This window comes from Candidatus Neomarinimicrobiota bacterium, assembly GCA_030743815.1.
Classification (GTDB): Bacteria; Fidelibacterota; Marinisomatia; order Marinisomatales; family S15-B10; genus UBA2146.
Genome location: JASLRT010000046.1, coordinates 18,532 through 41,606 on the forward strand (window position 1 = coordinate 18,532; position 23,075 = coordinate 41,606).

Annotated in this window: 19 protein-coding genes and 1 pseudogene; 2 read left to right on the plus strand and 18 right to left on the minus strand. The window is 49.4% G+C overall.

Annotated elements, in window-relative coordinates:
- Positions 1–84: 84 nt before the first annotated feature.
- The 4 genes from QF669_04255 to QF669_04270 form a co-directional block, all read right to left on the minus strand.
- The gene (locus QF669_04255) at positions 85–1,698 is read right to left on the minus strand and encodes a FlgD immunoglobulin-like domain containing protein (GenBank protein MDP6456656.1); all 1,614 of its coding nucleotides are present in this window, start codon (positions 1,696–1,698) and stop codon (positions 85–87) included.
- A gap of 161 nt (positions 1,699–1,859) precedes the next feature.
- Positions 1,860–3,695: a heterodisulfide reductase-related iron-sulfur binding cluster gene (locus tag QF669_04260; GenBank protein ID MDP6456657.1), complete on the minus strand. Its 1,836-nt coding sequence runs from the start codon at positions 3,693–3,695 to the stop codon at positions 1,860–1,862.
- A 73-nt stretch (positions 3,696–3,768) separates the two neighbouring features.
- Entirely contained in the window at positions 3,769–4,743 is a 975-nt protein-coding gene (locus tag QF669_04265) for an electron transfer flavoprotein subunit alpha/FixB family protein (GenBank protein ID MDP6456658.1), read from the minus strand.
- Positions 4,744–4,751: 8 nt separating this feature from the next.
- Positions 4,752–5,525, minus strand: a complete 774-nt coding sequence (locus QF669_04270) for an electron transfer flavoprotein subunit beta/FixA family protein (protein ID MDP6456659.1) — start codon at positions 5,523–5,525, stop codon at positions 4,752–4,754.
- 230 nt (positions 5,526–5,755) lie between these two features.
- Here QF669_04270 and QF669_04275 point away from each other — a divergent pair, with 230 nt between their 5' ends.
- Together QF669_04275 and QF669_04280 are read left to right on the plus strand one after the other, a co-directional pair.
- Entirely contained in the window at positions 5,756–8,188 is a 2,433-nt protein-coding gene (locus tag QF669_04275) for a DUF5916 domain-containing protein (GenBank protein ID MDP6456660.1), read from the plus strand.
- A 74-nt stretch (positions 8,189–8,262) separates the two neighbouring features.
- Positions 8,263–10,725 carry a DUF5916 domain-containing protein gene (locus tag QF669_04280; GenBank protein ID MDP6456661.1) on the plus strand — a complete coding sequence of 821 codons (2,463 nt, stop codon included), beginning with the start codon at positions 8,263–8,265 and terminating at the stop codon, positions 10,723–10,725.
- Between the two features lie 109 nt (positions 10,726–10,834).
- On the opposite strand, the gene QF669_04285 is transcribed toward QF669_04280, so the two are convergent.
- From QF669_04285 to QF669_04350, 14 genes and pseudogenes are all read right to left on the minus strand, one after another.
- Positions 10,835–11,263 carry a dCMP deaminase family protein gene (locus QF669_04285; protein ID MDP6456662.1) on the minus strand — a complete coding sequence of 143 codons (429 nt, stop codon included), beginning with the start codon at positions 11,261–11,263 and terminating at the stop codon, positions 10,835–10,837.
- On the minus strand, positions 11,260–11,517 hold the full coding sequence (locus QF669_04290) for a DUF2480 family protein (protein ID MDP6456663.1): 258 nt from the start codon (positions 11,515–11,517) through the stop codon (positions 11,260–11,262). The genes QF669_04285 and QF669_04290 overlap by 4 nt, the downstream gene beginning before the upstream one ends.
- A complete protein-coding gene (locus QF669_04295) occupies positions 11,517–11,873 on the minus strand; it encodes an iron-sulfur cluster assembly accessory protein (protein MDP6456664.1) in 357 nt (118 codons plus the stop codon). The genes QF669_04290 and QF669_04295 overlap by 1 nt, the downstream gene beginning before the upstream one ends.
- A complete protein-coding gene (locus QF669_04300) occupies positions 11,870–12,247 on the minus strand; it encodes a metal-sulfur cluster assembly factor (GenBank protein ID MDP6456665.1) in 378 nt (125 codons plus the stop codon). The genes QF669_04295 and QF669_04300 overlap by 4 nt, the downstream gene beginning before the upstream one ends.
- A gap of 10 nt (positions 12,248–12,257) precedes the next feature.
- The gene (locus QF669_04305; protein MDP6456666.1) at positions 12,258–12,656 is read right to left on the minus strand and encodes an Rrf2 family transcriptional regulator; all 399 of its coding nucleotides are present in this window, start codon (positions 12,654–12,656) and stop codon (positions 12,258–12,260) included.
- Positions 12,657–12,746: 90 nt separating this feature from the next.
- A complete protein-coding gene (locus tag QF669_04310; GenBank protein ID MDP6456667.1) occupies positions 12,747–13,961 on the minus strand; it encodes a cysteine desulfurase in 1,215 nt (404 codons plus the stop codon).
- A gap of 56 nt (positions 13,962–14,017) precedes the next feature.
- On the minus strand, positions 14,018–14,569 hold the full coding sequence (gene sufT, locus QF669_04315; protein MDP6456668.1) for a putative Fe-S cluster assembly protein SufT: 552 nt from the start codon (positions 14,567–14,569) through the stop codon (positions 14,018–14,020).
- A gap of 9 nt (positions 14,570–14,578) precedes the next feature.
- Positions 14,579–15,040, minus strand: a complete 462-nt coding sequence (locus tag QF669_04320) for an SUF system NifU family Fe-S cluster assembly protein (protein MDP6456669.1) — start codon at positions 15,038–15,040, stop codon at positions 14,579–14,581.
- Entirely contained in the window at positions 15,037–16,323 is a 1,287-nt protein-coding gene (gene sufD / locus QF669_04325) for a Fe-S cluster assembly protein SufD (GenBank protein ID MDP6456670.1), read from the minus strand. Before sufD ends, QF669_04320 begins: the two co-directional genes overlap by 4 nt.
- Positions 16,320–17,081: a Fe-S cluster assembly ATPase SufC gene (gene sufC, locus QF669_04330; GenBank protein ID MDP6456671.1), complete on the minus strand. Its 762-nt coding sequence runs from the start codon at positions 17,079–17,081 to the stop codon at positions 16,320–16,322. Before sufC ends, sufD begins: the two co-directional genes overlap by 4 nt.
- 32 nt (positions 17,082–17,113) lie before the next feature.
- Positions 17,114–18,565, minus strand: coding sequence for a Fe-S cluster assembly protein SufB (gene sufB / locus QF669_04335; GenBank protein ID MDP6456672.1), 1,452 nt, complete (start codon positions 18,563–18,565; stop codon positions 17,114–17,116).
- Between the two features lie 84 nt (positions 18,566–18,649).
- A complete protein-coding gene (locus tag QF669_04340) occupies positions 18,650–18,949 on the minus strand; it encodes a hypothetical protein (protein ID MDP6456673.1) in 300 nt (99 codons plus the stop codon).
- A 169-nt stretch (positions 18,950–19,118) separates the two neighbouring features.
- Positions 19,119–20,099, minus strand: a pseudogene (selD, locus tag QF669_04345) (selenide, water dikinase SelD).
- 409 nt (positions 20,100–20,508) lie between these two features.
- Positions 20,509–22,821 carry a CotH kinase family protein gene (locus tag QF669_04350; GenBank protein MDP6456674.1) on the minus strand — a complete coding sequence of 771 codons (2,313 nt, stop codon included), beginning with the start codon at positions 22,819–22,821 and terminating at the stop codon, positions 20,509–20,511.
- Between the last annotated feature and the right edge of the window lie 254 nt (positions 22,822–23,075).

Sequence of the window (23,075 nt, forward strand, 5' to 3'; positions counted from 1 at the left end):
TCTTATGCGGAAAAAACCAACCCCGCCTTACGGGGCGGGGTTGATAAGTGTCAAACATGAATCAGGTTTATGACGACAGAAATGTTATTTCATCAATAACATCTTCTTTGTAGCGTTGAACTTTGCTGTATCAAGACGATACAGGTAGATGCCGGTCGCCAGTGGCGTTCCAGCGTCATCCAGTCCATCGAACTGCACACTGTGGCTGCCCGTGGTCATGTTGGATGCAACCAGTGTCCGTACCTGTTCACCGAGCATATTCCAGACAGTCAGGGTGACATCGCCGCTCTCAGGGATATCGAACGTGATGCTCGTGGACGGGTTGAACGGATTGGGGTAGTTCTGATTCAGAGCAAATTCCGTCGGCAACGCGTCTTCTTCCGCCGCTTCCAGAACTTCTACACTGGAAAATTTCGCTTTCACCACGCGCGTCTGTCTGTTCGGTACGCACTGGTTGCCCACTTCAAAGATGAGCCTGCCGTTGGTGCCGTCGAAGTTATGATCCGAGTCGTCAAGGGCAGCTGCAAAGTCGATACCTGCTGCCGCGGCGCCTTGGACTCCCGCTCCCAGAGCTGTCACAACACCGGCAATGATTGCATCTTCTATATCGCCGCCCGCAGTCAGAATTCCTTCCATGGCGCCCCAGGCCAGCGCACCGAGATCCCCCAGAGCAGCGATAACTGTAGCATCTACCCCTAGGGTCGACAATGTCGCTGAGGCCGCTGCACCAGCCGCCGTCAGTTCGTCGTCACCAGCGGTTACGGCTGCATTGAATGCGCCGCCAAAGGTTGCCAGTGCAACCAGATCGTGATAGGTCATGTAATAGCCGGTAAACTGGAGCGGTTCATCGCCGCTGAAAAGTTCACCGTCCGGTCCGGCAGGATCGAAGATGTAACCCCAGTTGGCCACCACTGCTTCATCGTAAGGCCAGTTATCGCCAAGTGTGACATGATCGCCCACATTGAGACTCTTACCGTACGCTGCATTCACGCCAGTGACAAAGTCTTCATCAGCTGGTGCTGTGGAGAAACCCAACTGCCGGTTCAAGAGTCCCTCAGCATCGATACCACTGGCTGACCCGATGCCGTCAGTGGCATTCCACCCGAGGATGACATGGCGAATCGCCGAGCCATCTTCGGCGCGGTAAACATTGATATAGCCGTGGTTCACATCGGTGGCATCCATGCTGAAAAGATCGAAGACACCGGATTCCACGATGCCGAACCCGCCGTGATCGTCTTCACCATCCCACTCATATGTACCTTGCTCAGCAACGGTCGGCATAGAGGCGAAGGTCGAGCAGTTTTCCGTATCTGTGGATGGGTAAGTGCTGGTGGGGATCTCAAACGACCCGTCCTCGTTCAGTATCACAGTGAGATCAATGCCGGCGGCAGCTACAAGTGTCGCAGCAGAGCCCATGTTGGCAATTGCCTCCGGTGTTTCCGCAACGGCAACCACATCACCGGGATCAAAGCTACCCGCGCCCCATGTGAACTGTTCGGCCGCCGCGCTGGGCCACGACAGAACCAAATCGTGGGTTGAGCCTACATCTTCAACGGCGGCGCCGGAATCACGAGCCACATTGATCCACTTAACGTGCACACCCGTCATCTTAAAGTTACCGCTGAGCCCCTGTCCGGAAACTCCTGCAATCATTAATATGATTGCCAACGGTACTGTTATCAATTTCAATTTCATTGCATCATCCTCCAATTAGCCATGGAATGAGTTGTGGTGATGTTGCCGTGTCGCCCCACAAACAGAAAAATAGACATTATCCAGTCCCTTGGCAAGATTTTTTTATTGCCTCCTAAAGTGTGTGATTTGCGCCACAAATTGCCGGCTGTCACCGAGGAGGATCAGGCAAGATTCTCGGCTACAAGGTCGGCCAGGTCTTTCACTTTTACGGCTTTGCGGCCTTCTGGAGTGATTGGATCCAACCCTTGATTGAACATGCCGTAACAGAAATTGCATCCCGTTACAACCGTTTCAGCACCGGAGTTAGCGATCTGTTCAGCTCTTACGATGTGCGTTCGGCCGGTCCCTTCTTTCTTCCACCATAGTCCGCCACCGGCACCGCAGCAGAGCGTGTTTGTACCGTGTTCCTCCATCTCGAAAAAGTCTGGCGCCAGCGTCCGCAGAGTCCGGCGAGGAGCATCCAGTTCTCCCACTATGCGTGCCAGATTGCACGGATCGTGGTAGGTGATGGCGCCTTCTGCCTTTGTGGAAACGTCGATTCGTTTCTGATCAATCAGAGATGCTATAACTTGTGTATGATGTTCCACTCGGTACTCAATGTTGGTGAACTTCGTGTACTCTTTGCTCAGATTCACGATGCAGTGGGGACACATGGAGGTCACTTTTTTCGCTTTTGACAATTGCTCCATATTGTGTTCCATCAGGAGCTGATAGGTCATTTTCTCTCCCAGGCGGTTCGCCGGATCACCGCAGCACCATTCATCCTCCAGGATACCATAAGAGACGCCGGCGCTGTCGAGGATTTTGGTGTAATTCTCCACCGATTTGGTGAAATCAGGATCGAGCTCATGGCGCGCGAAGCAGCCGAGCCACAGAACATACTCTTTATCTTCCGTAAACTTGGGCAGCCGTTCCGCCAACGGGCTCTGGAAGGCACCTTCGGTATTGCCAGTCTCCTGAAGATTCATAAACAGCTTCTGGTATTCCTGAGGTACGGCACCCTCCACAAGAACCTGCAGTCGCCGGATTTCGTCCGATTTTTCCACCTGGTTGCCGACAGGACAGGCAAAGGTACACGCTTGGCACGTGGTACACTCCCATCCGGCTTCGACGTCAATCTGGTCCAAAACGGCGGTAGTGCCGCCGTCGAGAAGCGGCTGTCTCAGATCGAGCATGAAGTGGTGTTTCGGGCTGAGGGTGCCGCCGCCGCGATGGGCGGGGCAGGCATCGGTGCAGCGGCCGCACTCCACACAGGAGAAGACGTCCAGAGCTTGATTCTTCGATAAGTGCGACAGCCCCTCCAGCATGGCATCGAGCTCCTCCTCGGGCGCTTCCATGTCGATCTTGACGGCTTCATGATCAGGAGTGTCAAACGGACGCAAAAAGATGTTGAATGGGGCAAAAACGAGGTGGAGGTGTTTGGATTTGGGGATTAATATAAGGAAGGCCAGTACCAGGAGCGCGTGCAACCACCAGTTGAATCTTGCCAGCAGAAGTGGTGGACTTGTTTCACCGTATATGTAAGTGACCATCAGAAGGAAGATGAAGAGAGCCACTATTCCCGAGGTGGGAGAGAGCTTGCCCAGAACCTCTGGCTTGAGGATGAAACGGCGGTAGGCGAGGAAGCTGATGCCGATGATGACCAAAATGGAAAAGGGCAATACGACGATGGAGTAGCAATGATGCTGTTCTGGGGAGAGGAGTGGAGTTTCGAAGCCGGCAGCAAAGTGATCTAGAGTAATAATGCCGAAAACGATAAATCCCCAGAAGACCAGTCCGTGCATAAGACCCGGCCAGAAGCGTCCGCCGATTACGCGGCGGTGGAACAGCACTTCCTGAATAGTCCGGATCAGGCGTTGCGAAATTCGATCCAGAGGAAGGGTCCCTGTTCCTCGGGCTACAATGCGAAGCCGTTTCACTACTTCCCAGAAGAACAATCCCAGAGTTCCAGCAATGAGAACGGCAAGAGCTGTCTTTTCCAGCAGGGAAAATGTCATGAGGGGGGGGGATCCTTTCAATGGCGATCTTGTTATACGTGGCTCAAGCTGTCGGCCGTGCTCAATTGCTGAGCTAGGCTGCCTGAACGGCTTCAGTCAACTTGGGGATAATCTCCAGTATATCACCTACCACGCCATAGTCAGCGATCTCGAACAGCGGTGCCTCCGGATCCTTGTTGATGACCACCACGTTCTTGGAACCTTTCATTCCGATCACATGCTGTATCGCGCCGGAGATGCCCAGCGCAAGATAGAGTGTCGGCGCCACCGTCTGACCCGAGCTTCCCACCTGATGATAGGGTGGTAGCCACCCTGCGTCCACCACAGGCCTCGAGGATGCAATTTGTCCGCCAAAAGCTTCCGCCAGCGATTTGACGATAGGAAGGTTTTCTTCCTTTCCGATTCCCCGTCCAATGGAGACGATAACTTTGGCGCTGGTTAGATCGACCGTGGTCGTCGTTTCCTGAAACGGTTCTTCCGAAGTGGTAGTGATATTGTCGGGTTCAAGATTTACCTCTACCGGCCGCACCGTGGCGCCACTGCCCTCCGCTACAGCATCTTCCTGAAAAGCTGCTGATTGAAACGTCACCAGATATGGGGGATCACCTGTCGGGCGGACATCGGCCACCAGTTTGCCGGCAAAAACCTGTCTTATAAAAACGGTTGTGTCTTCTTCGATCCGATAAGCGATGTTGTCAACAATCAGCGGCCGGCCTAAAGAGGCACTCACTTTTGGCAGAAAATCGCGTACCATGTAAGTGTGACCCATGATAACGTAGTTTGGCGATTCTGCTTTGATAACTTGAGTGAGAACTTTTGTATAACCTTCCGCCGAATAATCTTTCAGCAGAGAGTGCTCTGCCGTGAGAACTTCCGACACATCCTTGGTTGCGGCCGCCTGGGCCATCTGGCTGATCTCTTCTCCCATGGCTAGAACCGAAACAGTCTGCCCCAGATCCTTCGCCAGAGACTGGCCTGCCGCAATGGCTTCCATGCTTGCCCTGTGCATAGTGCCGTTCTTCTGTTCCAGTACGACTAGAATATCCATGACTGCTCCTATAAAACCTTTATATCACGTTTGAAAACATCAATCAGTTTGGCGACGACCTGATCTGTCTCTCCTTCTATCATCTCAGTCCGTTTTACTTTTTGAGGGACATAGATTTTCTCGAGAGTCTGTAATATCTCTACGCCGCCGGTGACTTCCTCCCGGGTGACAGAACGGATTTCCTTTTTCTTTGCGCCCATTATCCCTTTCAGCGATGGATACCTGGGAGTGTTAATGCCCGATTGGATGGAGATTGATGCTGGCATCTTCAGCGTCGTCCACTGAAACCAGCCACCCTCCAGCTCGCGCTTTACGCGGGCGGTGGTCTCAGAGATCTCAGTCCCTATGACAAGTGTAGCGGTTGACATGCCCAGCATCTCTCCTAGCAGGACACCCACCTGTCCCAATCCCAGATCGTCTGACTGAAGGCCGGTAAGGATAAGATCAAAACTCTCGTCCCTGAGAGCGTTTGCAAAAATGGTTGCAGTTAGGAAAGGGTCAGAAGTGTAGGGGAGTAATTCTTCGATATGAATGCCTCTGTCTGCTCCCTTCGCCAGTCCTTCACGAATCCCTCGCTGGGCGCGCTGCGGACCAAGGCTTGCTACTACCACTTCACCGTCTCCCGTTTGTTCCTTGATAAGTAACGCCTCCTCAAGGGCATATGTGTCGGATTCATTGATGGCAAAGGAGACGTTTTCTTCTACTATCCAGTTACCTTCTCCGTTGAGCTTGAGTGGCGAGTCTGCACTGGGAACTTGCTTGGTCAGAACACAGATTTTCATGATCGTCTGGTCTTCCGAATTTGATCCGAATCAGATAGTTGAAAATAGGATATTTTAGTCTGTTATAAGTTAATGAGATACTGCCCGAACTGCAAGAAGAGGTGAGAAAATATCTTTCGAACTGGCGGTGGATGGACCTTTACCTTGTTGTTTAATCTTTTGTGCCAGTAAATTTGGTTCCCTTTTGCAGATAGCATTCCAGAACCTGCAAGGGATAATTCCTAGGATATATGAGATATTCGTTAACAAAAGAAATCATTGTGCTACTTGTACTGTCGGGACAGCTGGCGGCTGAGAATGCCGATTCTGTCGATCCCGCTGAGCTGCCGCTCAAGACGACCAGAGCCGTCCGCATTTCGACTCCGCCTGTCATTGACGGCGATCTCAGTGACGCCGTATGGCAGGAAGCTCAACCGGTCACCGATCTGATTCAGGTGGAGCCGGAGAATCTGGTGCCGCCTACAGAAAGTACCGAAGTGAGAATCCTGTATGATGATGAGAATCTCTACGTAGCCTTCCGCAACTTCGATTCACAGCCGGATCGGATCATGAAGCGTCTGGCCCGCAGGGATGATTGGATGGAGGCGGCCGACGCAAATGCTGACTGGATCGGCGTCGCGCTGGATACACAGGACGACAATCGCACGGGATACGTGTTTATCGTGAACGCCGCCGGGGTCAAGATGGATCTTTACATTTCTGATGACGAAAATTATGACGGATTGTGGGACGCGGTTTGGGATGCGCAGGTGGCTACTGATGAAGCGGGGTGGAGTGTGGAGTTTGAGCTGCCGTTTTCCATTTTCCAGTTCAGTTCAGCGCCGGAACAGACTTGGGGTCTTGAACTCAACCGGATGATCTACAGAAAGCAGGAGTGGCACGAATGGCCCGGCAAGCCGCGCGGCGTCAAAGGGATCGTCTCCCGCTACGGCACATTGACGGGATTGAGTAATATTCCACCATCAAAAAAGATTGAAGCTCTACCGTACGTCCTGGGAGGGCGCTTTATGGGTGATGAGTCATCACTCACAAGGAATACCGGTCTAGACGTAAAGTATAGAGTTGCCAGCAACACAACGGCGTCTTTAACCATCAATCCTGATTTTGGCCAGGTGGAGGCCGACCCGTCAGTACTTAATCTTACCGCCTTTGAGACTTTCTATCCAGAGAAACGACCATTTTTTGTGGAAGGCGGATCGTTCTTTACACCACAGATCGGTGAGGAGATTCAGGGTTGGCTTGAAGGGTCGCACATGATTGCGCCCATTCGTCTGTTTCATTCGCGACGGATAGGGAAGACACCGGACTATTTCGCGCCGTCTGAAGACTCGCTCCAGAGCAGTCCTGAAGCGACCACCATTCTGGCCGCCGCCAAGGTTATCGGTAAACTCCCTTCGGGATTTGCATACGGCCTGATCGAAAGTGTCACTGATAAGGAGATGGGTATAACGGAGAACGGGGAGGAGTTCTTGCTTGAACCATACAGCAACTACTTCATCGGCCGGGTCGAAAATCCGATCTTTAACCGTGTTTCCACTATCGGCGCCATGGTGACCGACGTGCGGCGGGAGGGGGGTGAAGCCGCATCTACGGCAGCTGTTGACTGGCGCTGGCGGTTCATCAACAGCCAGTTTACCTTTGCCGGACAGGCAGCTGCTTCACGCAGAGGTGCAAACGATGGATATGCGACCCAGGTTCGTCTTGCCTACGACGATCCCAAGTGGTGGAATATAAACCTCATCGGTACATGGTACGGCGACGGCTTTGACATCAACGACATGGGATTCCTGCAGAGAGTGGGCGTATGGGCAGTGCGTGCCGGCGGCGGGGTGAGGAAACAAGATCCCTGGGGACCTTTTCAGAATAACAGCCTCGGGATCGCTCTTTTCCACTATTCCCGGACTGACGGCATCTCGCTGGCAAGGCGCATTGAAATCAATCAGTTCAACTTGCTCAAGAGTTTTTGGGAGTTTGGTTTCGGCGGTCAGATTCTGTTGCCGTCACATGACGATGGTGATCTTTTCAAGCACGAAGATGCGTGGATCATCCAACGCCCCGGTGGATTCAGGTTCTTTGCCTTTTTCCATACCGATCCGCGCAAACGAATCGTTTTTGAAGGCTCCCTATTCGGCGGCAGAAGGACGACGGGAAGCTGGGGAAATGTGCAACAATTCTCGCTGACGGTCAATCCCACGGACTATCTGCGCCTCTCGGTCGGAATGATGCACTGGAACGATCTGAACTACGAGTATTACGTCGGCGTTACTGAAGACAGCGGCAACATTCACCGCATCTACTCGCCACTGGCGCAAGAGCTTACAGACATCACCATCCGAGCAAACTGGACTTTTTCGCCGGATCTGTCTCTCCAGATGTATTTGCAGCCGTTTCTCGTCGCAGGAAATTACTACGATTTCAAGGAACTGCTCAGACCGAAGACACTCGAATTTGCTCAGTTTGACGGCGATGTCTACGATCCTAGTTTTGAAATGCAGAACAACATTGGCACATTTGTCTTACGGTGGGAATATCTCCCCGGCAGCACCCTGTTTGTTGTCTACAATCTAAACGATTCGAACTACCGCTCAGAGTCCGATAGTGACTGGTTTACATCTCAGTCCAATACCCTCTTTATCAAACTCAACTATTGGTTTCAGACGTAGGCTGAAGCGCGGTTGGTTTCCGCCAGTTTGCAATTGTCTGCATAAGAAATATTTTTCGCCATAAGTTTAATGTTATGAAATCGTCTATCACTTTTCTGATTTCATTCCTTCTGGCATCCGGTTTGTCGGCGGGCGATTCGTCTCTCTCCACGATTGATCCCGCGTCGCTCGTATTCAAGCGCATCATTGCCGTCCGAACGGCTGTACCGCCGAGAATTGATGGCGAACTTACCGATCCTGTTTGGCTAGATGCTGTTCCCATCACCGATTTCCACCAGATAGACCCCATGGACTTGGGGGTGCCTACCGAAAAGACAGAGGTTCGCATTCTCTACGATGATGATAATTTTTATGTCAGTTTCAGCAGTTTCGATGAAAATCCTGAGAAGATTGTAGCCCGTCTGGCCAGAAGAGATACCTGGATCGGTACGGGATTAACCGGTGGTGGTGGAAGGAGACGCTCACCGGAGTCTATCGCCGTGAATAGTTCCGACTGGGTCGGCTTAGCCCTGGATACGCGTGATGATAACCGGACAGCCTACAACTTTATTATCAATGCTGCCGGTTCAAAAGTTGACGCTTACATCTACGATGATGAACGATACGATCGTTCGTGGGATGGGGTGTGGGATGCTCAGGTAAAGATCACTAATGAAGGGTGGGTGGCAGAATTTCGCCTCCCCTTTTCCATGTTCAACTTTCCCCATACCGAGGATCTTACTTGGGGAGTCACTCTGAAGCGGTTCATATTCCGTAAACAGGAACGGATGGAATGGCCCGGGAAGAAGCGGGGCGTTCAGGGGAATGTTTCCAGATTCGGCGTTCTGAAGGGGCTAAGCCATGTTCCTCCTCCCAAGCAGATTGAACTGATCCCCTATGGTCTTGGCGGCTATCACGCAGATGGTGATGACCAGTTGACTAGGAGCGCTGGCGTCGATCTGGAGTATGGCCTCGCCAGCAACACTACGCTGAATCTTACCCTCAATCCGGATTTCGGTCAGGTGGAAGCTGACCCGTCAGTACTTAATCTGACAGCCTTCGAAACGTTTTACGATGAAAAGCGACCGTTCTTTGTTGAGGGGGCGTCGTTCTTTGAGAATCCGAGTCCGAGTTTCGAGGGGCGCTTATTTCACTCCCGCCGTTTGGGGAAAGAACCAGGGTATTTTTCGCCCGCGGAAGAGTCAATTGTGACCCAGCCTGAAGCAACTACTATCTTGGGCGCGGCGAAACTGTTGGGCAAGACGTCATCGGGACTGGAGTTTGGAGTTGTAGAAGCTGTGACAGATGAAGAGTACGGTACGCTGGAGTACATGCCGAATGATACCACTGTAGTTCGGGAAAGATTCCTCTTGGAACCGTACACCAATCATTTCGTCGGCCGGCTGCGTAAGCCAATAATAAATGACTTGTCCACCATCGGCTTGATGCTGACTGATCAGAGGCGGCAAGGCGGTCAGACCGCTTCTACGGGCGCTGTCGATTGGCGACTGAAATTTCTTGATAATCGTGTCAGTTTGATCGGACAGATAATGATGTCTCAGACAGGTGTTACCAGGGGCGGTGCCGGACGACTATACCTGGCTTATGATGATCCTGCCTGGTGGAATGTAAATCTGAGAAGTTCCTGGTATGATGACGATTTTGATCTGAATGACCTCGGCTACCTGAAGCGTGCCGGTGTTAGATCGCTGGGAGCTAATCTGAGTTTCAGAAGACAGGATCCCTGGGGCCCCCTTCTCAGAGGTAACCTCAGGTTCGGTTACGAGTTGGCCGCCAGGACGGATGGGACCGTGTTAGATAGTGAGGCTGAAATGTATCTCAACGGCACCACACTCAGCTACTGGTCTCTCGGCCTTTTTACAAAGTATACGCTTCCGGCCTTCAGCGATGATGACACGTTTAAGGATTCGAGGGCGTGGATCATCAGGGAATCGCCCGGCTACCAAGGGTTTGTCTGGCTGCGGACTGACAATCGGAAGTGGATTTCTCTGAATCCCTCTGTCGGCTTCGGCAGAAGGGAAAGCGGAAATTGGGGCTATAGATTTTCTCTGGGGATGACAGTCCGTCCGTCCCAGAACCTGAGCGCCACGGTACGCGGTGTGATAGCAATCAAGGAGACAAACGATGAGTGGATCGGCGTAGAGGATGTGGATGGCGGAAATGAGATTATCTATGCCAATTCATCTCAACAGACGCAGGACATCACGCTGAGGCTGAACTGGGCATTTTCACCGGATCTCTCTTTTCAGGTCTATTTCCAGCCGTTCAAAGCTGATGTCGATTATTTCGGCTATAAATCACTCTCAGCGCCAAAGACACTCGATTTTGAAGCGTACGATTATGCTGACGATCCCGACTTCAGGTTGAACAATACAGTGGGGACTTTTGTCTGGAGGTGGGAGTATCTTCCGGGCAGTACGCTTTACGTTGTTTACAACCTCAACGATTTGAATACCTTCTCCTCCTCCGAGGGAAGCTGGGATCCCTCTAAGTCAAATACCCTCTTTATAAAGCTGAACTACTGGTTTCAGGTTTAGCGGCAGTAAACCTCTTATGGGCTGATACATCAGCTCTTGATTTGTTTCCGGCGTGGAGTCAGTTTGACTCCGTGTTGTTCAGATAAGACCGGTTGTTATAATCTACTTGCTAGCCGTCCAGGTGGATCAATTCTATGCCGATTTCAGCCGCGTGCTCCTTGATCCTCTCGTCTCTGTAGAACTCGCCGTAGTAGACCTTCCGAATGCCGCTATTTGCGATCATCTTGAAGCAGGTGTAGCACGGACTGGCGCTCACATAGATTTCGGCATCGCTTATATTGATACCGTTTCTGGCGGCCTGAACGATGGCGTTTGCTTCGGCGTGGATGGTGCGGACACAGTGACCGTTTTCCATCTCATGACCGACCTCATCGCAGTGGGGAAGGCCGCGCAGACTGCCGTTGTAACCGGTAGAGAGGATCACTTTGTCTCTTACAATTACCGCCCCCACATGTTTGCGATCACAGGTGGAGCGACTGGCAACTTCGCCAGCGATATTCATGAAGTACTGCTCCCAGCTTACGCGATCGTTGCTCATTTGGTGTGGGAATCTCTTACAAAGATCTTGACGGCTGAACGCAACTCCCCGAAGTAGATCCGTTCTACGTGTTTGGCCAGACGAGCTGTGATGATCAGGAACGCCCAGGTGGGAACGGGCACATCTGCACAGCCGCGAATCAACACTCGCTTGTTTTGATACTGTGCCCAGTCGATCTCAGCAACCTTTTCCCGGAAGATTTTTTCCTTTATTACACCTTCGTGGAGGAAATCATCCAGATGAATTGTTTCCACTAAACGGAGAAAGATGTCCCGCAGCCGCAGGTTCGGCTGGCATTGGGATTTACGAACTTGAATCCTCCCGATAGAAGATCGGAAGAAAAATCAATCTTCATTCCTTTGAGATATAAGAGAGCTTGAAGATCAACCACGATTCTAATACCGCTACTTTCGAATATTTTATCGTATTCTCCAACTTTATCGTCCCACGCGATGCCGTAGTTGAGTCCGGAACAGCCGCCACCAGTCACGGAGGCGCGGAGATATTCTCCGTCTATATCCGTTCTAATCTGCAGTAGCCGTTCGGCAGCCTTCCCGGTAATCGTGATGCCTTCCAGGATTTTGTCTTGAGTAGCTATCTGTTCCGTCATGTTGTGTCGTCCTGTTTCCATCCGCCGGGCTCATCTTGAGCCATAGGCGGCGGTTGCGGGTTGAAGCCGAGCTTATCCCTTGCTTCAGCGGTCATCATGTCGGGCGTCCACGGTGGCTCGAACGTTACTTGAACCGATGCCTGATCGACTTCGTTGAGACTTTCGAGCTTATCCTTAATATCGTTGGCCATGTACTGTCCCATAGCGCAGCCTGGCGTGGTGAGTGACATGGTGATATTTATATTTGACCGTTTATCATTGTTGCTCTTCAGAATTTCGATATCGTAGATCAATCCCAGATTCCACAAGTCAATGGGAATTTCCGGATCGTAACACTGCTTCAATATTTCAACAACTTTATCGCGATTTATCATTCCTGCCCCCTCAATTGGTAACGTCTAGAACAGTCATATCGTCAAACAGATTTCTCAGACTTCTATTAATCCGCTGGATAGGGGTTCGAATAGAACATGAATCGATGATCTCACATTCCTCCTCAAGGAAACAGTCCATGATACCGAGAGGTCCTTCCAGGCTTTCGAAAAGCTCCGTCATGCTGATCTTATTAAGAGGTTTAATCAGTATGTATCCTCCCCGGGCTCCCTGTACCGGTTCAAGAAACCGTTTCTTGGATAGCTCTTGAAGTACTTTGGCAAGAAGGGGGTAGGGGATCTGGCAAGTATCAGAAATCTCCTTTGCGCTCGCTTTTTCACCCTCCTTAAGGTTACTCAGATACCTCAGCGCCATGAGCGCATATTCGGTCTTCTTCGTCAGTTTCAGCATAAGGACATAAAATTCCTTTTCGTATTCTTTAACTTAACTCGTGATCGTTTTTCAATCAAAGGCAATTCCTGATTTTCTGAACTGTTCCTCTCAAGTCATAAAATCGATAGCTGCCGTCACACCCTCACATAGAGCGTCGATTTCTACGGTTGTATTATAAAGATAAAAACTTGCTCTGGCCGTAGCAGGCACATCAAGTTTCTGCATAATTGGCTGAGCACAGTGATGCCCTGCGCGGATAGCGATGCCTCTCTCATCAAGAACCTGTGCTAGATCGTGGGGGTGGACGTTTTCAACGTTGAAGCTCACCAATCCGCCCCGTTCAGCGCCGGGGCCGTAAATAGTGACTTCAGGAATGGCCGACAGTGCCTCAAGAGCGTATCGGGTCAGCGTCCTCTCGTGTCTTTCGATACTGTCAATGCCGATCGTTTCGAGATAATCGACGGCAGCACCCAGTCCGATAACCTGTGCAATATTAGGTGTCCCCGCCTCGAACTTCCATGGTGGCTTATTCCAGGTTGACTCTTCCATTGTCACTGAGTTAATCATTTCTCCGCCACCCAGGAAAGGTTCCATCCCGGTCAGAAGTTCCTGGCGACCACAAAGTACGCCCACGCCTGTCGGTCCAAGCATTTTGTGGCCTGAAAAAGCGAGAAAATCGCATCCAAGCGTCTGGATGTCCATAGGAGAGTGAGGGACACTCTGGGCAGCGTCTACCAGTACGAGAGCACCTACGTCTTTGGCCATCTGATAGATTTCCCGGACCGGATTGATTGTGCCGAACACGTTGGACTGATGGATGAACGAGACCAGTCTGGTCTTGTCAGTGAAGTATTCATCGGGATTGTTCAGCGCCAGGGTGCCGTCGCTTCTGATAGGGATGTATCTCAGTGTAGCTCCGGTATCTCTGGCCGCCAACTGCCACGGGATTATGTTGCTGTGATGTTCCATCTCAGTGATGAGGATTTCGTCTCCCGGGCCCAGATTGTGCCTTCCCCAGCTGTAAGCGACAAGGTTGATGGCCTCAGTTGTCCCTCTGGTGAAGATCACTGAACTGGTTTCCCACGCGTTGATGAATCGAGCCACTTTTTCGCGGGCTGATTCGTATTCGAGAGTAGCCTGTTCCCCGATGGCATAGATCGCCCGATGGATATTGGCGTTGTATTGCTGGTAATATTCATTAATCTTATTGATGACCACCCGCGGTTTTTGTGAAGTGGCGGCGTTGTCTAGGTAAGTGAGTGGCTTGTCTCGCACTTGCCGCGATAACTGAGGAAAGTCCTTGCGTATGGTGGCAACATCCAGAGATGTCGTGTCTTCTACGCTCTGGGAAATCGTTCCCGTTTTTCCCGTCGTCAGGTTCACATCATCCCCAGGTGAAGTTTTGCCGTCTCAGACATCATATCTTGGCTCCAGGGCGGGTCCCAGACAAGATCCACGCTGACATCTTTCACTCCCCGCAGGGCACGAATCTTCATCGCCACTTCGTCGGCAATGACGGGACCGAGTCCGCATCCCGGCGCCGTAAGGGTCATTTTTATCACGATGTGCGAACCGCCTTCCTCTACAGGGGTGATCTCGCATGAATAGATGAGTCCTAGATCGACAATGTTAACAGGAATCTCAGGGTCGTAACAAGTCTTCATGGCATCCCAGATTTCTTTTTCGCTCGCCGGTTCTGAAAAGTTATCTTCGGCTGGCGCCTCAGTTTCAGCGACAGGTGTTTTTCCAATGGCGTCGCCATCTTTGCCTTCAATCCTGACGAGATTGCCGCGGATCAGCAAAGTATAGTTACCGCCGAGAGCCTGAGTAATTTGTGCTTCTTCACCCTTCTTCAGGGTCACTGTTTCGCCATACGGAATGAGTGTCGCCTGACAGTCACGCGTTAGAGTTACGATTTCTTTAGCACTCATAGTTGATCCCTATTCTGTTGTGGCTATTTCTGTCATACCGTCCAGAGAGTTCTTGACTGTGTGCCACGCTAGTGTAGCACACTTGACCCTGGCAGGAAACTTATGCACCCCCGCAAGCACTGCCAATTTCCCCAAGTCTTGAGTATCTGCGTCACCGGTGGTCACCATCAGGTGAAATTGCTTGAAAATTTTTTTTGTCTCCGCCACAGTTTTCCCCTTGAGAATGGTGGTCATAATGGAAGCGGACGCCTTCGAAATTGCACACCCCGTACCGAGAAAACTGATGTCTTCAATAACATCCGCATCGATATTGATATAGGCTGTCATCTTATCCCCGCAAAGAGGATTGAATCCTTCAGACTTGTGATTAGCACCTTCAATTTCTCTAAAATTGCGTGGATTCTGGTTATGGTCAAGAATTAGCTCTTGGTACAGGTCTCTCAAGTCATTGCTTGGAATCGAATCAGTCACAGAACGGTGAGCTCCTTACCTGTGTCACGTAACCAGTTAGAGAGTGTGGTCTGGCAATGTTCTCTTACGGCTGGCGGTTCAATCTTATCCAGGACTTCGTTGGCGAAACCGCTGGTCATCAACGTTTGTGCTGTTGCTGGATCGATCCCTCTGGAACGAAGATAGAAAAGGGCATCCACATCCAGCTGGCCGGTGGAAGAGCCGTGCGTACATTTGACGTCGTCAGCATAGATTTCAAGCTGTGGATTTGAATTCATGGTTGCATTGTCGCTTAACAGAAGATTTTTATTTTTCTGATCAGCATCGATCTGCTGAGCCCCTGATCTGACCATAGCTCGCCCGTTGAACACCCCTTCGGCGCGATCAGCAAGGATGTACTTGAACAGCACCAGGCTGCTTACCTGTTCCACCTGGTGATCTACATTAATGTGGTAATCCAAGTGCTGATCTTCGCGCGCCAGACACAGCCCCCTCAGAATGGCACAGGCGTCAGGGCCGCTCAGATTAACTTGAACATCATTCCTGTGAAGAGAGGATCCGCTGGCCATATGCTGAGAATTGACTGTTGCCCCCGATTCCAACTGATAGTGGGTAGAGGCCAGATGAGCAGCTGTCCTGCTCTCATCCTGAATCCGGATATGACAGATGTTGCTGTTCCTGCCCAGTCTGAATACCGTAACGGCATTATTCCAGTAAGCGGTCTCGCCTTCACCCCGGTAGTGTTCTACAATGGTACAACGGCTGTCATTATCGGCTTCAATAACAAGGCGGGGATGATTCATGATGGGCTCGGCCGGATTTGTAATAAGAAACGAAATCCGCAGATACGTATTCTCAGGCATATTGCTGGAAATTCGTATGAACAGACCTGTATTCATAAAAGCTGTGTTGAGGAAGGCAAAAGGGCTCGGTCCGGCAGCAAAACCGTTGCAGACGTTGGACGGCTCCTCAAGGTAAGCATCCAGCAGTGTACGCACTTCAATACCTTCGGGTACTTCAGACAGTTGAGGCTGGTAATGACCGTTGACAAACAACAGTGTAGGGACGGCGAGAGCATCAATACAGCTTTCTACAGAGGCCGGCAGGTCCTGGGATCCCGTGAGGCGAAATTTGGCCTTCTCCACTGCTGCCGTACCAGTAAATCTCCACTCTTCCCAGTTACGTGCGGGAAAGCCGATTTCATGGAACTGACCGAATGCCTGGTTTCGCAGATCTTTGAGGGACTGCGGTTCGTGGTTACTTGCCGTGAGATGGGCGCTGAATTGATCTTCGAGATAACTCATTTTATCTGCGCCGGCACTTCCTCCTCAAGCCAGGAGTAACCTTTCTCTTCCAGCTCAACAGCCAGCTCTTTACCGCCGGATCTGATGATACGTCCGCTCATTAATACGTGAATGTGCTCAGGCTGCATGTACTGGAGGATCCTCTGATAATGGGTGATGACGAGAACTGCCCGCGCTTCATCCCTGAATTTGTTAACACCGTCTGCTACGATCTTGACAGCGTCAATATCAAGTCCCGAATCAGTCTCATCTAGAACTGCGAGACTTGGTTCCAGCGTCAGCATCTGCAGAATTTCATTACGTTTCTTTTCGCCCCCTGAGAAGCCCTGGTTGATGGATCGGCTGAGGTAACTCTCATCCATCTGCACCAGTTTGAGCTTTTCCTTGATGAGGGTGAGAAAATCGATGGCATCCAGCTCTTCCAGTCCGCGATGTTTTCTGACAGCGTTCAGGGCCGATTTGAGAAAATAGGCGACGTTTACACCGGTGATGACCACGGGATACTGGAATGAAAGAAAAACGCCTTCCAGTGCCCGCTGTTCAATACTCATTTCCATCAGGTTCTTGCCGTTGTAAAGGATTTCACCTTCCGTAACTTGGTACGTTTCACGGCCTACTATAACCTGCGCCAGTGTACTCTTACCCGAACCGTTTGGTCCCATGATGGCATGGAGCTCTCCAGCATTGACTGTCAGATTGACACCGCGAAGGATCTCCTTGTCCTCAACCGCCACGTGTAGATTCCTGATCTCTAACATTTCATCTATCCTTCATTTACCACACTCAAATATTAGCCGACACTTCCCTCGAGACTGACTTCCATCAGTTTCTGGGCTTCAACGGCAAATTCCATCGGCAACTCACGGAAGACTTCCTTGCAGAAGCCGTTCACGATCATGGAGACCGCATCTTCCATGGTCACACCGCGCTGATTGCAGTAGAATATCTGGTCCTCTCCGATGGTTGATGTGGACGCCTCATGTTCCATCTGAGCGGTGGGATTTCTGACATCGATGTAGGGGAACGTGTGGGCACCGCATTGATCGCCTACCAGGAGAGAGTCACATTGAGAATAGTTTCGCGCATTGTCAGCTCCCTTCATGACAGTCACCGCGCCACGGTACGTATTCTGTCCTTTCCCCGCCGAAATCCCTTTGGAGACGATGGTGCTGCGTGTGTTCTTACCCATATGAATCATCTTCGTCCCCGTGTCCGCCTGCTGATAGTTATTGGTCAGGGCGACGGAGTAGAATTCGCCTTTCGTGTTATCACCTTTGAGTATTACGCTGGGATACTTCCACGTTACCGCTGACCCCGTCTCTACCTGAGTCCATGATATCTTTGCGTTCTTCTCCAGGCACGTTCCCCGCTTGGTAACAAAGTTGTAGATGCCCCCTTTGCCTGTCTTGGGATCTCCGGGGTACCAGTTTTGCACTGTGGAATACTTAATAGTGGCATCCTTGTGAGCTACCAGTTCCACCACAGCTGCGTGGAGTTGATTTTCATCGCGCATGGGCGCGGTACACCCTTCCAGGTAGCTGACATAACTGCCTTCATCCGCAATGATAAGCGTCCTTTCAAACTGCCCCGTGTTTGATGCGTTGATGCGAAAATAGGTGGACAGTTCCATGGGACAGCGGACACCTTGCGGCACATAAACAAAGCTGCCGTCGCTGAAGACGGCTGAATTGAGGGAAGCAAAGAAATTGTCAGTGTAAGGGACAACTGAACCGAGATAGTGTTTTACAAGATCAGGATGATTCATGACCGCTTCGGAAAAGGGGCAGAAAATGATGCCCAGTTTTTTCAGGTCTTCCTTGAAGGTTGTTGCGACAGAGACACTATCAAACACCGCGTCCACGGCTACGCCGGCGAGACGCTTTCGTTCTTCCAGGGGGATACCCAGTTTTTCGTATGTTCGCAACAGTTCCGGATCGACTTCATCAAGGCTTGCAGGTCCGTCGCCTTCCTGTTTGGGCGCTGCATAGTAGCTGATAGCCTGATAGTCCGGATTTGTATAGTTTACCTTTGCCCATTGCGGTTCAGTCATTTTGGTCCACTGGCGATAGGCTTTCAAACGCCATTGCAGCATCCATTCAGGTTCGCCCTTCTTCGACGATATGAGGCGGATGACTTCCTCATTCAGTCCTGGAGTAATCTGGTCCTGATCAATATCGGTAACAAAACCGTATTTATACTCTTGAGAGAGCCGTGTTTTGATTGTAAGGTTTTCTTGATTCATCAATAGTGGGACAATAATCCCGTTCCATCAGATAGTGTTAAGGTAAAATACATTGTTGCTTCTCAATCAGACTTGGGGAGTCGGTTAGCAGACGCCGCTGGCGACCTTCATTGCGTTATGGGAATTATCACCGCAGTCTGGGCAAATCTCTGCAAGACATCCTATGGCCGGGAAGTCTTCAAGCTCGCGCCATACCCAGCCTCCGTGACTGTGTGATCGTTTCCTGATAGTATTGCTCAGCCAGTCTTCCCATACTATGTGACATTCGGGGCAAACCTTAGGCATTCTCGCTACCGTCTTGTGAGAACGTGTCTTTGATACCGTGTTTGACTTCCATTCGAATCGATGCCTGTCAGAAATATATTTTGAATTCTTGTTGCTCATGGCATGAGTCTCCCTCTCGATTCTCAGTCGATCCGAACATCCTCTTGATAACCAGCCATATTGAATAACTTCTAATAATACGATAATTTCAGTCCTATTTATTTTACGTCAATAACAGGTAAACTGTCAAGCAGAAATTTGCTGTCGGTATTAGCGGGGAATCAGAGGATCACACAACAGTGATCCGTGTCTCTTGCGGCGATGTGACCTGTCCGACAATAGTCGCTTTTATGTCGGAGATTGCGTTAAAGTTTTTCACAAACTGATGGGTACGGTCTCGAGGCATGGCAATAAGAAGGCCGCCGGAAGTCTGGGCATCTGCCGCCATGGTCTTCTGGTTACTGGAAATACGGCTGTTAAAACTGACATACGAAGAGACATATGCGAGATTTCTCTTTGTTCCGCCGGGGATGATTTCTTTCTCTGCTAACTTATTCACACCGTTCATGAATGGGAGTTTTTCAAATTTGATCTCGGCTGAAACGTCGCTGGCCTGGCACATTTCCAGCAAATGCCCTAGCAATCCGAAACCAGTCACATCGGTAGCCGCATGGGCGCCGAGTTTGAGCATCAATTCTGATGCATCGGCGTTGAGTGTGGTCATCACCTTTGTCGCTTCGGCGATCATAGAATCATCGGCGATACCACGTTTGATCCCGGTGGCGACGATCCCCGTCCCAAGCGGTTTTGTCAGGACAAGAAGATCGCCGACAGAGGCTGTCGAATTCTTCACTAATCGATCCACCTCAGCCCGCCCTGTCACCACCAGACCGTACTTAGGCTCCTTGTCATCAATGCTGTGTCCGCCCACGATGCTTATTCCAGCCTCCTTCGCCTTGTCGTTCCCCCCCTTCAAGATTTCCGACAATATCTCCATGGGGAGGTCTTTTCTGGGGAAAGCGACAATGTTCAGAGCGAAGAGCGGAATAGCACCCATAGCGTAGATATCCGAGATGGCGTTAGCGGCGGCGATCTGGCCGAAGTCGTAGGGATCATCAACGATGGGTGTGAAGAAATCTACAGTCTGGACGATGGCCTCTTTGCCGTCGAGGCGTACCACTGCAGCATCGTCGACTCCGTGAAAATCGACAACTACACGCTTATCATCAGACACCGGCAGCTGACTCAGAACCTGAGCCAGGTCTTCTGGACCGAGCTTACAGGCTCAACCGGAGCCGTGGCTGAGTTGCGTCAGGCGTTTGGCTTCTTCACTGGCCATGGGTGAAATTTAGGGCGGGAGTGAAGAGACGGGAAGGGAAAATAGTTTAAGTTGATTAGAACACAAGTCTGGTGTTAATCAACATCAGGCCTGTTAATGTACTCCGGCCGCGCCGGTGAAGAGAATTGTTATGTTGTTGCACTGTGCTACTAAACGAAAATAGATCAAATAGATCCAACTTTGATTATATGAACGTGGATTCTTTCTTTTGAGTATTCCTCAAGTTTTGAATAATGCGCTCTCCAACTCAGCGTTTTGGAGCATTTGGAGGTAGTCTACCAGTTTCCCACAAACAAAAAACCCCGCTACTGCGGGGCTCTTGCTTAAATTCTTTCAGTGGTTATTTCAACAACACCATCTTCTTGGTTACAATAAAACTACCGCTTTCGATTTGAACAAAATAAAGACCGCTTGGCTGACGGCTTCCATCCCATTGAATGCTGTGATTGCCTGTAGATAATTCATCATTTATAAGTGTTGTGATTTCAAGTCCAACAATATTAAACACCTTAACCGTAACAAACTCTGTTTGAGGAATTGAAAACTCTATTGTGGTCGTTGGGTTAAAGGGGTTGGGGTAGTTTTGGAATAATATATATTGATCTGGTATAGTTTTATCATAATCTATATTTAGTTCTTCTGCATTTGCCGTTCCTGGTGTCGGATTCATAAATATCCATTCATCAGAACCATCAGGTATTCTTCCAAAAGACACATCATCTGTTTGAGAACCAAAATTATAACTGATGATTGGGTTTCCATTTGCATCAGCTATATAAATAGTCTCACCATTGCTTGAAAGTTTTTTATTTACCTCAGGAAAACCATTATTATCTCCCGTGTACCATAGCACGAGAAATTCTCCTGAAGCAATACTTGTGTCTGGGGCAATTGTCTTAATTAAACCATCTGTATCGCTAAACCCCCATTCATTGATATTAATTGGCTCTGTACCAATATTATACAACTCAACAAAATCTTCGGAGTTACCATTAAATATATCATTACCGCAACAACTTTCACTGGCCGCTAGAAACTCATTAATAACTATGTCACTGGTATTACCAGTTTCAACATTAATGTCATAAAATTCATATTCAGCATTTGCAGGTAAAAATGTGACTGCATTGCTGTTTTCAGCGTAAATGTAATACTGAATATCAGTAGGACCAGCTATTATGGATATACCGTAAACCCCATCTCCTTCCTGCCCATCTCCATGATCGCCATCATCATACATATTTATTTTATCAAAAACACCATATGGGTTTGACCGATATGCAAGAAACACATCATTCACATTGCTGACCTCAACCGAAAACCATATCTCATCTGAAGATGATACATTTTCAGGTGAATAGAATACATTACTGATCTGTGGTGAATCATATTGAAATTCACTGAGTCCTAATAAGTAATCAACCCTTGCGTCCATTAACTGAACAATCCCGATAATTGATTGATTTCCAGGACCTGGTGGTCCGCCACCCCCGATTTGATTATATACGTTGTCAATAAAATCAGAATAGCTATAAAATTTATTCTGATCGGCCTGTACATCTGCAGCTATAATATCCTGAATTTCCAACGCTCTGGTTTCATACCAATCATTAGCGAAGTTTTCTTTAATCATGGTCTTCATATGGGCAACATACATTTTGCGGTATGTATCATTATTTAATATCTCACTGATAACTGGGAATTCACTCTCATTTAAATTGGCAAAAGGATTCAAGCTCTGTAGACCATAGGTATTCAGGGGCCCCAAAGTTTGATGATGAGAAAAAACGCCAAAGCTTTCATTCAGATCCCAGGGTATTGGGTTGAATCTGCCGGTATCATCTTTATAGAGATAGTAATTTTGAGGATTGTTAATTGGGCCATCAAGATTCACGAAGAGGTTGGAAAAAGCCAAAAACCAAAGATGACGATCTATATTTAAGACCTGATCAACACTCGCATTCTGGTTGTTTAGAGTGTCCAGGAAATTAATTAATTCACTCCAGCCATAATCAGATTTCATGTCGTATAATCCCAAATAACTGCTTGAGTCCTGACCCAGATATTGCCATACCCCGCCTGTTGGAGGTCCCCCAACAGAAGTGATTTCACCTTTAACCCTGGTATTTTCATCACTCCCAAAATGAGTTCTCATGAAGAATTTATCAACACTCTGGTCGCTGGTATACAACCCAAGGTGAGTACCATTGATATAAACATTCGCGAAGTTCGCCTGGCTGGCAGGAAAATATTCTCTGGCAATTTCATAACTCAAAACCTCGCGCACAAAGCTGGGATCTTTAAAGGCATTGGCCAGCTTTAACGTACCGTAGCCGTCCAGTTCTTGATCGTTAATAATGTGGTCCAGTTTAATATTCAACGGATTCTTGATTTGATTGGGTCTATAAGAGCTATTGCCTTTGTAACGCACGCCGACACTGTTGAATTGCACACCATTGATCAGGGCCGTCCCAACCAGTCGTTCTTCATCTCCGGCCGCGTATAACTGATCCAAAATCTGATCCCAATTGGATTCAACAAAAGTGATTTCTATGGTATTTATTGTATTGATGTCGTAAAACCCCTGGCTATTTATACTATTGATCAGTACAAAAGAACCAAGAAAGAACACTATAAATTTGTTAAGTGTCATTTTTGTTCTCCTGGTTTCGTGGTTTTAATTGATAAAGAGACACTGCATTTACAAAAAGGTTAATAAAATAATCGTCGGGTTACGAGACCGACCTAAATCCACAAACAAAAAAACCCCCTATTAGAATCAATAAATCTCCAATCGGGTTATGAGCCCAATTGTGACGAAACGGAAATGTAGACTTCAAAAAGAAGCCAAACGTTCCACAATTGCTTCGGCTCGATGTCGTATGTCATCATAGTTCTTCTTGCGAA